General features: G+C 68.6%; 10 protein-coding genes. 8 read left to right on the plus strand and 2 right to left on the minus strand.

Annotation, left to right across the window (positions count from 1 at the left end):
• Positions 1 to 13 precede the first annotated feature (13 nt).
• Positions 14 to 541, minus strand: coding sequence for a TadE/TadG family type IV pilus assembly protein (locus G5B31_RS12855; RefSeq protein WP_205911932.1), 528 nt, complete (start codon positions 539 to 541; stop codon positions 14 to 16).
• Positions 538 to 2,190: a TadE/TadG family type IV pilus assembly protein gene (locus G5B31_RS12860; RefSeq protein ID WP_165018266.1), complete on the minus strand. Its 1,653-nt coding sequence runs from the start codon at positions 2,188 to 2,190 to the stop codon at positions 538 to 540. The genes G5B31_RS12855 and G5B31_RS12860 overlap by 4 nt, the downstream gene beginning before the upstream one ends.
• 429 nt (positions 2,191 to 2,619) lie before the next feature.
• Between G5B31_RS12860 and G5B31_RS12865 the strand changes: the two genes are divergently transcribed.
• From G5B31_RS12865 to G5B31_RS12900, 8 genes are all read left to right on the plus strand, one after another.
• Entirely contained in the window at positions 2,620 to 4,053 is a 1,434-nt protein-coding gene (locus G5B31_RS12865) for a Glu/Leu/Phe/Val dehydrogenase (protein WP_165018267.1), read from the plus strand.
• A 91-nt stretch (positions 4,054 to 4,144) separates the two neighbouring features.
• Complete coding sequence (locus G5B31_RS12870) at positions 4,145 to 4,678, plus strand: dihydrofolate reductase family protein (RefSeq protein ID WP_165018269.1); 534 nt, start codon at positions 4,145 to 4,147, stop codon at positions 4,676 to 4,678.
• A 151-nt stretch (positions 4,679 to 4,829) separates the two neighbouring features.
• Positions 4,830 to 6,080, plus strand: a complete 1,251-nt coding sequence (locus G5B31_RS12875) for a sarcosine oxidase subunit beta family protein (RefSeq protein ID WP_165018271.1) — start codon at positions 4,830 to 4,832, stop codon at positions 6,078 to 6,080.
• A gap of 9 nt (positions 6,081 to 6,089) precedes the next feature.
• The gene (locus G5B31_RS12880) at positions 6,090 to 6,584 is read left to right on the plus strand and encodes a hypothetical protein (protein ID WP_165018273.1); all 495 of its coding nucleotides are present in this window, start codon (positions 6,090 to 6,092) and stop codon (positions 6,582 to 6,584) included.
• A gap of 4 nt (positions 6,585 to 6,588) precedes the next feature.
• Positions 6,589 to 6,861 carry a sarcosine oxidase subunit delta gene (locus G5B31_RS12885; RefSeq protein ID WP_165018275.1) on the plus strand — a complete coding sequence of 91 codons (273 nt, stop codon included), beginning with the start codon at positions 6,589 to 6,591 and terminating at the stop codon, positions 6,859 to 6,861.
• Entirely contained in the window at positions 6,858 to 9,785 is a 2,928-nt protein-coding gene (locus tag G5B31_RS12890) for a sarcosine oxidase subunit alpha family protein (RefSeq protein ID WP_165018277.1), read from the plus strand. The genes G5B31_RS12885 and G5B31_RS12890 overlap by 4 nt, the downstream gene beginning before the upstream one ends.
• Positions 9,778 to 10,323: a sarcosine oxidase subunit gamma family protein gene (locus tag G5B31_RS12895; protein ID WP_165018279.1), complete on the plus strand. Its 546-nt coding sequence runs from the start codon at positions 9,778 to 9,780 to the stop codon at positions 10,321 to 10,323. Before G5B31_RS12890 ends, G5B31_RS12895 begins: the two co-directional genes overlap by 8 nt.
• A 376-nt stretch (positions 10,324 to 10,699) precedes the next feature.
• Positions 10,700 to 11,887, plus strand: a complete 1,188-nt coding sequence (locus G5B31_RS12900) for a DegT/DnrJ/EryC1/StrS aminotransferase family protein (protein ID WP_165018281.1) — start codon at positions 10,700 to 10,702, stop codon at positions 11,885 to 11,887.
• Positions 11,888 to 11,889: the final 2 nt, after the last annotated feature.

Genomic DNA, 11,889 nt, shown 5'->3' on the forward strand with positions numbered 1-11,889 from the left:
GGCGCGGTTTGCATCACCGCGGCTCGTTCACGAATACGGAGGCGGTCACCATCTGGTAGCCGCCGCGGGCGTCGGCCCGCAGGTGCAGACCGATGCCGGTGGAGGGGAAGATCGGGTCCTGGATCGCGCAGACCCGGATGATCATGATCTCGTTCGAGCCGCCGGGCTCGACATGGTCGTCGACCTCGGTCGACTCGCCGCGGTCGACGCAGGTGGCCGGGTCCGCCGAAATGGCGAAGGTGCTGGTCGAGATCGGGCGCATCTCGACCATCAGGGTATTCTCGCAATCGACGAGGATCGGCGTCGCCTCGCAGATCAGCTTGCGCAGCTTGTTGTTCTCGAAGGTGCCCAGGTTGCCCAGCCGGATGTCGCGCATCACCAGGTCCAGCCCGCGTTCCAGCATCACGTGCTTCGCCATGTAGAAGCCGGCCTCGACCGAGGCCATGAAGATGGAGATCACCACCGGCACGACCAGCACGAATTCCACCGTGGCGGTGCCGTCCTCGCGCCGGAACAGACGGGAGAGGGCGCGGCGGATCATTGCGTCAGCCTCAGCTGGCTGAGGTTCGAGGCGATCAGCGCGAAGGCGGTGCGGATCTCCAGCCCGTTGGCGTCGAAGAAATAGGTCGATGCGGGCGAGGAGGCGCAGCCCTTGATCGCGCTGGCGCCGCCGGCCGGGGCCTCGAAGGCGATGCCGTAGATCAGCACGCCCTTGGCCTTGGCCGCCTCGCAGACCTGGTCGAGCCGCGCGTCCATGGTGCCGGTGTCGGTGTAGCTGCGGAAGTTGTTGACCCAGGTGTCGAAATAGGCGTTCCGGCTGGAGGAACTGGAGCCGCCGAGCGCGCGGGCGTAAAGCTGCCAGGCCACCCAGTTGGTCCGGGCCTGCGCCCAGACCGCCTGCCAGGTCAACCGCTGCACGTTGGTATAGGGAGGCGAGGGGTTGGGCTTATAGCAGTCCTTGGACCCGGGCGTGGAGCCGTTCCAGGGCCGCGAATGCCAGGCATTCAGATGCGGCACATAGAACGGCCGGCTGTTGCAGAGGGTGGTGGCGTCCTTGTTGTCCACCTTCGAGGCATGGAAGATCGACATGTAGCCGTTGCTGCCGGTCTGCCAGATGTCCGAGATGCCGGTGCGGTAGTTGTCGCCGTGCCGTTCCTGCTCGAAGTTCTCGCCGTCGGTCATCAGCACGATGACCTTCAGGGTTTCCTTGTCGCCGTAGGCGGCGGGACGCGTGGAGAAATAGCCGGGCACCTCGCCGGCCGCCGACATCTCGGACACGATCGAGCGCGAGCCGGGGTCCAGCAGCATCGCCCCCCATTTCAGCCCGAGGTCGATCGAGGTCGCGCCGACGGCGATCAGGTTGTTGATCTGGCTTTTCAGCGCGGTCCGGTTGTTGCGGTGGACCGAGACATAGGTCTTTTCGTTCGGCTGGCACCACATGTTCGAGTAGAGCCCGCCCGAAATCGTCGGCCCGGTGATCGCCACGTAGGATGTGCCTTGCGTGGTGGAGGACCAGCTGTCGACGAAGGGCGTCTGCGGCAACGGCGTGGTGCGCGACAGCGCGGTGGAGCTGTAGGTCGAGGTCGGCAGGTCGAGGCAATAGGAATCTTCCCGCGTGTCGACGTTGCCATGCGCGTTGGTCACGTTGAACTTCGAGAACAGCACCGGGCCCAGGTTCACCTGGCCGTTGTAGGGCACGATCGAGATCGAGATCTTGTTCTCGGTGTCCTGGTCCAGCACGGTGTCGATGAATTCGCTGGCCGCCGTCTTCAGGTTGTTGATCCGGTTGTTCGAGGCCATCGAGCCCGAGATGTCGAGCACGAGGGAAATCTCGACATTGGTCACCCGCTGCTCGGCCTGCGAGCGGTTGTCGGCCTCCAGGAAGGGCGTGTTCATCATCGACATGAAGTAGTTGTCGGAATGCACCTTGGCCTTGGCCTTCACCGTGCGCGAGTTCATCGCCTGGACCACCACCACCTCGTCGAGTTCGCTCTCGACCCCGGCGGTCGCGAAATAGCTTTCCACCACCTGCCTGGGCTGAAGGTCGTTCTCCAGGCTGGCGGCGGCCAGGGTGGCGCGGTCCATCGTCTGCTGGACGGCCACGCGCTTGTTCTCGAAGCGCATCAGGTCCACGGCGATGCCGCCGACCAGCAGCATCAGGAAGAAGAAGATCAGGATATGCGGCGCCATCACGCCGCTTTCATCCCGAAGGAAGGGCGCAACCCGGTTCAGCGCAGCCGCTTTTCTCGTCCGACGGTTGGTCATCTCGAAGGCCCTCGTAATAGTCACCTTGCTCCCGCCCTTCGTCGGACGGGATTTCCCGCGGCGAGTAAGCCGGCGGGATCGGGCGGAATTGTGGCGGGCCGGAGCCGGGCGCGGGGCATTCGCGGGGCGCGGAAACGGTTGGCCTGCACGGGCGCGGATTGTCCGCCGGCCGGGAACGCTGCGCCGGCCGGGCGGGCGGCGAATCGTCCCGGCCCGGGCGAATCACATTCCGCCGGCAGGGGTTAACAACTGCCTGCAGGAACCCGGTGTTTTCGACACTTCTGCCGGGTTTCTTTCGGGGGCGGCTGGGATAGACTGCCGCCAGCGCACGGCGCTCCTTGGGAGGAGAACAGTATGAAAGTGGCTGGTGAACCCAGTTTCCGCGACTCGGTCGACCTGATGTTCAACCGGGCGGTCCGGCTGATGGACCTGAGCCCCGGGCTGGAAGAGAAGATCCGGGTCTGCAATTCGACCTATACCGTGCGCTTCGGCGTCCGCCTGCGCGGCAAGATCGAGACCTTCACCGGCTACCGCTCGGTCCATTCCGAGCATATGGAGCCGGTCAAGGGCGGCATCCGCTATGCCATGGCGGTGAACCAGGACGAGGTGGAGGCGCTGGCCGCGCTGATGACCTACAAATGCGCGCTGGTCGAGGCGCCGTTCGGCGGCTCGAAGGGCGGGCTCTGCATCGATCCGCGGCAATGGGACGACCACGAGCTGGAGCAGATCACCCGCCGCTTCGCCTACGAGCTGATCAAGCGCGACCTGATCCACCCGGCGCAGAACGTGCCCGCGCCCGACATGGGCACCGGCGAGCGCGAGATGGCCTGGATCGCCGACCAGTATGCCCGGATGAACACCACCGACATCAACGCCAAGGCCTGTGTCACCGGCAAGCCGCCGCACGCCGGCGGCATCCAGGGCCGGGTGGAGGCCACCGGCCGCGGTGTGCAATACGCGCTGCGCGAGTTCTTCCGCCACCGGGAGGACGTGGCGATGGCGCGCCTGTCCGGCGGGCTGGAGGGCAAGCGCGTCATCGTGCAGGGCCTGGGCAACGTCGGCTACCACGCGGCGAAGTTCCTGTCCGAGGAGGACGGCTGCAAGATCGTGGCGGTGATCGAGCGGGACGGCGCCATCCTGAACGACAAGGGCCTGGACATCGAGGACCTGCGGCAATGGATGGTGGGCCACCAGGGCCTGGTCGCGGGCTATCCCGGCGGCACCCATGTCGAGGGAGGGGCCGCGGTGCTGGAGGAGCCCTGCGACATCCTGATTCCGGCGGCTCTGGAGGGAGTGATCCACAAGGAGAACGCCCCCCGCATCAAGGCGCCGCTGATCATCGAGGCCGCGAACGGCCCGATCACCTTCGGCGCCGACGAGATCCTGCGGCAGAAGGGTGTGGTGATCATCCCCGACATGTATGCCAATGCCGGCGGGGTGACGGTCTCCTATTTCGAATGGGTGAAGAACCTCAGCCACATCCGCTTCGGCCGGATGCAGCGCCGGGCCGAGGAGGCGCGGTCCCGCCTGCTGGTCGAGGAGCTGGAACGGCTGTCCTCGGACAAGGGCCTGGGCTGGTCGCTGGCCGACGACTTCAAGGAGCGGTTCCTGCAGGGCTCGGACGAACTGGCGCTGGTGCGCTCGGGCCTCGACGACACCATGCGCACCGCCTATCAGGCGATGCGCGAGGTCTGGCACGGCCGCAACGATGTCGAGGATCTGCGGGTCGCGGCCTATCTGGTGTCGATCGGCCGGGTGGCGGCGGCCTACCGCTCCAAGGGGTTGTGAGCCGGCGGGGCGGCGCTTCCGCCGCCCCTTCCGCATTGCGGCCCGGCCTGCGGCAGGCTAGCCTCGTTCCCGGTTTGATCCGGGGGAACGCATGACCGTCTGGCATTGCCACATCGCCGTCTCGCTGGACGGCAAGATCGCGCGGCCCGACGGCGGGGTCGAGGACTGGCTGGTCGCCGACTACCCGCCCGAGGGGCTGGGGTTCGAGGAGTTCTATGCCGGGGTCGGGGCCATCCTGATGGGGCGCGGCACCTATGACGCCGCCGCGGGCCAGGACTGGCCCTATGCCGGCAAGGCGGTGACGGTGCTGACCTCGCGCCCGCTGGAGGCGCCGCCGCCCGGCGTGCGCGTCCGGTCGGGCGATCTGGCGGCGGTGGCGGCGGAGCTGGAGGCCGAGGGCCACGGCACCGTCTGGGTCGAGGGCGGCGGGCAGGTCATCCGCGGCATGATGGCAATCGGCAAGCTGGACATCCTGGAAATGGCGGTGATCCCGATCATCCTCGGCGACGGCATCCCGCTGTTCCCGCCCGGCACGCCGGAGCTGAAGCTGGAACTGGACTTCGCCCGCCCCTGGCGCAAGGGCGCCATCCATGTGAAGTATCGCCGCGCTGCCGCGACGGCATGACCGCTGCGCACGGCCGCAGCGACATCCGATGTCGCCCGAAGGCAAGGTTTTGCTGCGGAACGCTTGATAAGAGCAGCAAAGCCGGATCAGATGTCCGGCAGAGGTCGCGGCCCGCACCGGGGCCGAAGATGGACCAGGCACGGGGCAGGCGATGCGCTATTCAGGCTTCAGGGTCTTCACCGAAGGGCTGTTCGGCAACAAGGGCTGGAAACCGGCCTGGCGCGACCCGGCCCCCAAGCCCGAATACGACGCCATCATCATCGGCGGCGGCGGCCATGGACTGTCCACCGCCTATTACCTGGCCAAGAACCACGGCCTGACCAATGTCGCGGTGCTGGAGAAGGGCTATCTCGGCGGCGGCAACGTCGGGCGCAACACCACCATCGTGCGGGCGAACTACTTCCTGCCCGGCAACAGCGAATTCTACTCGCATTCGCTGAAGCTGTGGGAGGGGCTGGAGGCCGAGCTCAACTACAACGTGATGCATTCGCAGCGCGGACTGATCAACCTGTTCCACTCGGACGGCCAGCGCGACGCCTTCGTCCGCCGCGGCAATGCGATGATCAACCAGGGCGACGACGCCATCCTGCTGGACCGCGAGGGCGTGCGCGAGCATCTGCCCTATCTGGATTTCGAGCAGACGCGGTTCCCGATCTACGGCGGCCTGCTGCATCCCCGCGGCGGCTCGGCCCGGCACGACGCCGTGGCCTGGGGCTATGCCCGCGGCGCGGACCGGCGCGGGGTGGACCTGATCCAGAACTGCGAAGTGACCGGCATCGACATCGAGAACGGCAAGGTCCGCGGCGTCCAGACCACCCGCGGCGCGATCCGCGCGGCCAAGGTGGGGATCGTGGTCGCCGGCCGGTCGTCCCAGGTCGCCGCCATGGCCGGGATGCGGCTGCCGATCGAAAGCCACATCCTGCAGGCCTTCGTGACCGAGGGGCTGAAGCCGGTGATCGACCATGTGGTCAGCTTCGGCATGGGGCATTTCTACATCAGCCAGTCCGACAAGGGCGGCCTCGTCTTCGGCGGCGACCTCGACTTCTACGCCAGCTACGCCGCGCGGGGGAACCTGCCGATGGTGGAGCATGTGATGGAAGCGGGCATGACCCTGATGCCGATGATCGGCCGCGCCAAGGTGCTGCGGTCCTGGGGCGGCATCATGGACATGTCGCCGGACGGGTCGCCCATCATCGACAGGACCCATGTCGAGGGGCTCTATCTCGACTGCGGCTGGAACTACGGCGGCTTCAAGGCCGTCCCGGCCAGCGGCTGGTGCATGGCGCATCTGATGGCCACCGACCAGCCGCACGAGGTTGCCAAACGCTTCCGCCTCGACCGTTTCGCCACCGGGCACCTTCTGGACGAAGAAGGCACCGGCAGCCAGCACAACCTGCACTAGGAGGCCCGGATGATCCGCCAAGCCATCGGCCTCCTTGCCGCCCTCGCCCCGGCTGCGCCCACCCTGGCGCAGGATCTGCCGACGGGCTGCTTCGCGCGCGACTACACGGCGCAGCACCTGCAGCAGAACCCGGGCCAGAACGTCGCGGCCATCCGCCTGAACTTCCTGCCCGGCACCGGGGCCTCGGGCGACGTGCCCACCATGGAGGTCCTCGTGCGGCTGGCCGACCAGGGCCGCGCCCGCGCCGAGGGCAGGGGCGGCGCCATGCTGGCCCAGACCGCCTATTGCTTCGCCGAGGCCGGCCAATGGACCTGCGGCGTGGAATGCGACGGCGGGGTCATGCGGATCGGAAGGCTGTCCGGCGACACGCTGGAGGTGACGACGGATTACTTCCTCGTCGGCGACACCGACGAATGCGGTGGCGCCTTCGACCTGGCCGAGGACGCCGGTTCCACCACCTATCGCTTGAAGAAGGCGGCCGCCTCGGCCTGCCTCGGAGGCTGACGAGATGCGCCTGACCTGCCCCCTCTGCGGCGACCGCGACCGGCGGGAGTTCTACTATTACGGCTCGGACGACTATCTCGACCGGCCCGGGCCGGAGGCGCCGGCGTCCGCCTGGGACGACTATCTGCACAACCGCGACAACCCGGCGGGGATCACCCGCGACCTGTGGTATCACGAACAGGGCTGCGCCCAGTGGCTGGCGGTGACGCGCAGCACGGTGACGCATGAGATCCTGCGGGTCGAGCTGGTGGCCGGTCTGAAGGGGGCCAGGGAATGAGGATCGACGGCAAGGGCATCATCGACCGCACCCGCCCCGTCAGCTTCCGCTTCGACGGGCGGGAATACGGCGGCTACAAGGGCGACACGCTGGCCTCGGCGCTTCTGGCCAACGACGTGCGGCTGGTGGGGCGCAGCTTCAAGTATCACCGCCCGCGCGGGGTGCTGACCGCCGGGTCGGAAGAGCCGAACGCGCTGGTCGAGGTGGTCGGCCGCACCAACCAGACCCCGAACGTGCGGGCGACGGTGCAGGAGGTCTTCGACGGGCTGGAGGCGCGCAGCCAGAACCGGCTCGGCAGCTTGCGCTTCGACCTTCTGGCGGTGAACGACCTGATGGCGCCCTTCTTCAGCGCCGGCTTCTACTACAAGACCTTCATGTGGCCGCGCGCCTTCTGGGAAAAGCTCTACGAACCGGCGATCCGGCGGGCGGCGGGGTTGGGCAGCCTGTCGGGCCGGCATGACGAAGGGGTCTACGAGAAGGCCCATGCCTTCTGCGACCTCTTGGTGATCGGCGCCGGGCCGGCGGGCCTGATGGCGGCGCTGGTGGCTGCGCGCTCGGGCTCCGACGTGATCCTGGCCGACGAGAACCCGATGCTGGGCGGGCGGCTGGTCTCGGACCTCGGCCATGTCGGCGGCACGCCGGCGGCGATCTGGGTGGCGGCGGTGGAGGCCGAACTGCGCAGCCTGCCGAACGTGCGGATCATGACCCGGACCACGGTGACCGGCGCCTACGACCACGGCACCTATGGCGCGCTGGAGCGGGTGGGGCTGCACAAGCCCGCCCGGCCGAACCTGCCGCGGGAATGTTTCTGGCGCATCGTGGCGAAGCGGTCGGTGCTGGCGGCGGGCGCGCTGGAGCGCCCCATCGCCTTCCCGATGAACGACCGGCCGGGGATCATGCTGGCCAGCGCCGTGCGGACCTATCTGAACCGCTTCGGCGTGGTGCCGGGCAAGCGGGTGACCCTGTTCGCCAACACCGACGCCGCCCGCGCCACCGTGCGCGAGCTGATGGCGGCGGGGGTGCAGGTGGCGGCGATCGTCGATCCGCGGCCCGATGCCAGTTCGGTCGAGGATTGCCCGGTCCATGTCGGCGCCGAGGTGGTGGACAGCCGCGGCCGCCACGGGTTGCGCGAGATCACCGTGCGCAAGGGCGCCGAGGAGTTCAGGATCGAGACCGATTGCCTGGCGATGTCCGGCGGCTGGAACCCGACCCTGCACCTGACCTGCCACATGAACGGCCGGCCCCGGTGGAACGAGGACCTGGCGGCCTTCGTGCCCTCCGAAGGCGCGGTGCCCGGGCTGCTGGCGGCGGGGGCGGCGAACGGCACCATGTCCACCCATGGCGCGCTGGCCGCCGGCCGCGCGGCGGCTGTCGAGGCGCTGGAAGCGCTGGAGATCCGGCCGGCCGAAGTGGCGGTGCCGGCAGCCGAGGACGCGCCCTATGCGGTGACGGCGACCTGGGCGGTCTCCGGCACCAAAAGCGGGGCGGGGGGCCGCGCCTGGCTCGACTTCGCCAATGACGTGACGGTCAAGGACGTCAGGCTGGCGGCGCAGGAGAACTACCGCAGCGTCGAGCATATGAAGCGCTACACCACCCAAGGCATGGCGCCGGACCAGGGCAAGACCTCCAGCGTCGCGGCGCTGGCGGTGCTGGCCGATGCGACCGGGCGGGGCATCCCGGAGACCGGAACCACCACCTTCCGGCCGCCTTTCGTGCCGGTGTCGATCGCCGCCATGGGCGCGGGCGGCCGGGGCGCGGGCTTCGCGCCGCAGCGCTTCCTGACCTCGGATCAGGCCAGCCGCGACCGCGGCGCGCCGATGACCGAGGCCGGGCTGTGGTATCGGCCGTCCTATTTCCCCAAGCCGGGCGAAGCCACCTGGAAGGAAGCCTGCGACCGCGAGGTGATGATGGTGCGGCAGGCGGTCGGGGTGGCGGATGTCTCGACCCTCGGCAAGATCGACCTGCAGGGCCGGGATGCGGCGCGCTTCCTCGATTTCGTCTATACCAACACCTTCTCCACTCTGCCGGTCGGCCGCGTCCGCTATGGCCTGATGCTGCGCGAGGACGGACTGGTGCTGGACGACGGCACCACCGCCCGGCTGGGCGACAGCCATTTCCTGATGACCACCACCACGGCGGGCGCCGGGCTGGTGATGCGGCATCTGGATTTCGTCCATCAGGCCTTCTGCGCCGATTGGGAGGTGCGCTTCATCTCGGTCACCGAGACTTGGGCGCAATTCGCCGTCGCCGGCCCGCGCGCGCGGGAACTGCTGTCGGGCTATCTCGGCCAGCCGGTGGAACTGCCGTTCATGGGCGTGGCCCCGGTGCAGATCGGCGGGGTGGAGGGGCGGCTCTTCCGCATCTCCTTCTCGGGCGAGGAGGGTTATGAGATCGCCGTTCCGACCCGCTACGGCGAGGCACTGTTCCGCGACCTGCTGGCGCGGGCTGAGACCATGGGCGGCGGCGCCTACGGGATGGAGGCGCTGAACGTGCTGCGGATCGAGAAGGGTTTCATCACCCATGCCGAGATTCACGGCCGCACCACGGCCTTCGACATCGGCATGGAGAAGATGGTCTCGGCCAAGAAGGACTGCATCGGCAAGGCCGCCGCTGCCCGTCCCGGCATGGTCGGGCCGGAGCGCGAGCAGCTGGTCGGCCTGAAGGCCGCCGCGCCGATCAGCGCCGGCGCGCATCTGTTCCGGCCGGGCGATACGGTGGAGCGGGTGAACGACCAGGGCTATGTCACCTCCGTGTGCTGGTCGCCGACGCTGAATGCCTGGCTGGGGATGGGCTTCCTGCTGGACGGCCGCGCCCGCCATGGCGAGACGGTGCGGCTGGTCGACCACCTGCGCGGCATCGACGTGCCCTGCGAAGTCTGCGACCCGGTGTTCCACGACCCGGAGGGAGGGAAGCTCCGTGCCTGACCTGATTGCCAAACCCGCGCTCGACGCCGCGCCCGTGACCCGGGGCGGCGCCACTCTGGCCCTGCTGGACTCCGGGCCCATCACCTCCATCGCGCTGTTTCCCGGCGGGGAGAAGGCGGCTTCCAAGGGGCTGAAGACTATCGGGCTGACTTTCCCCGGGCCGGGAACATGGGTTGCGAAAGACGCGGCGCGGATCGTCTGGACCGGGCGCGAGCAGGCCTTCCTGATCGGCGCGCCCGCGCCCGCGCTGGACGGCGCGGCGGTGACGGACCAGAGCGACGGTTGGGCCGGGTTCGGGCTGTCGGGGCCGGGGGCCGAGGCGGTGCTGGCCCGGCTGGTGCCGCTGGACCTGCGCGCCGCGGCTTTTCCGGTGGGACGGGCGGCAAGGGCGGCGCTGAACCACATGTCGCTGGTGCTGCTGCGCACCGGCCCCGAGGCCTTCGAGCTTTACACCTTCCGCTCGATGGCCCGCACCGCCTGGCACGAACTGGTCGAGGCGATGGAGAAGCTGGAGGCCCGCGCGGCGGTCAAGGGGTAGGGCGGTCATTCTGCCGATAGCCGTGGCGAAGGTCATCGCCTTCGCCACAGCGCACCGTTTCAACTGGACCGGCCGGGCCTCAATGGCCCGGCCAGCGCCCGCCCCGCCCTCGGCGGGCGCTTCTCGCCCGCCGGGTCGGGCGCTGGCCTCTCGGGGTTCTCGTGACTGCCGTTTCTGGGTGATCCGTCGCGCACGGGCGGGGGCGAGGCAGTGCCTCGCCTCTTCCCGCCCGCCGAGGGTGACCCAGTTGGAAGTCTGGCAGGACCCGAAACCTTTCCAAACCGGCAAATTCCGGCCCATCGGCCGAATTGTCGCTGGAATGTCACCCTCCGCATGTCTACACACTTCCTGAAGCATACTTTCAGGAAAGCTGAACATGGCGCCCGACGGTCAGATCCTCGCCCCCAATGTCCACGAGGCCGAATCCATCCCCGAAGCCGCAAAGGCCGAGATCGACCGGCTGCTGGCCTCGGGCGACCTGTTCCGCTACACCGCGCCCTCGGACGCGCCGGTCGCCCTGCTGGAACAGGAATTCGCCGACCTGCTGGGCGCGCGCTATGCGCTGGCGGTCTCCTCCTGTTCCGCCGCGCTGTTCCTGTCGCTGAAGGCGCTGGACCTGCCGAAGGGCGCCAAGGTGCTGATCCCGGCCTTCACCTTCGCCGCCGTCCCCTCCAGCGTCGTCCATGCCGATTGCGTGCCGGTGCTGGTCGAGGTGGGCGACAACTATCGCGTCGACATGGCGGATTTCGCCGCCAAGCTGCCGGGGGCGGATGCGGTGATGATCAGCCACATGCGCGGCCATACCAGCGACATGGACGCGATCATGGCGTTGTGCGACGCCGCCGGCATTCCGGTGATCGAGGATGCGGCGCATAGCCTCGGCACCGTCTGGGGCGGGCGCAGGATCGGCACCATCGGCAAGGTCGGCTGCTTCTCCTTCCAGTCCTACAAGCTGGTGAACGCCGGCGAGGGCGGGATCATGGTCACCGACGACTCCGAGATCGCCGCCCGCGCCATCATCATGTCCGGCGCCTACGAGGAGAACTGGAAGAAGCATCCGGGCCTGTCGAACTCCTGCGCGCATTGGCAGAACAAGCTGCCGCTCTACAACCTGCGGATGCAGAACCTGTCCGCCGCGGTGATCCGGCCGCAGCTGCCGATGGTGGCCGGGCGGGTGGAGAAGGGCAGGGCGAACCACGACCATGTGGCGGCACAGCTCAACGCCTGCGCGCATCTTCGGGTGCCCGATCCGCTGGGGCCGGAGGAGCGCGCGCCGGATTCGATCCAGTTCAACCTTGTGGGCGAGTGGACGGACGACGAGGCGCGGGCGTTCCAGAACGCGGCCAAGGCGCGCGGCGTCTCGGTGCAGGTCTTCGGGCTGAGCGAGGGCAATGCCCGGGCGTTCTGGAACTGGCAGTTCCTCGGGCCGCAGCCCGATCTGCCGCAGACCCGCGCCATGCTGATGCGCGCCTGCGACGTGCGGCTGCCGACCCGGCTGAACCTGGGAGAGCTGGATTTCATCGCCGGGGCGATCCTCGGCGCGGTGGCGGATGTGAAGGGCTGAGG

Origin of the sequence: Rhodobacter sp. SGA-6-6 (genome assembly GCF_011043545.1) — a bacterium.
In the GTDB taxonomy this organism is placed as follows: Bacteria; Pseudomonadota; Alphaproteobacteria; order Rhodobacterales; family Rhodobacteraceae; genus Pseudogemmobacter.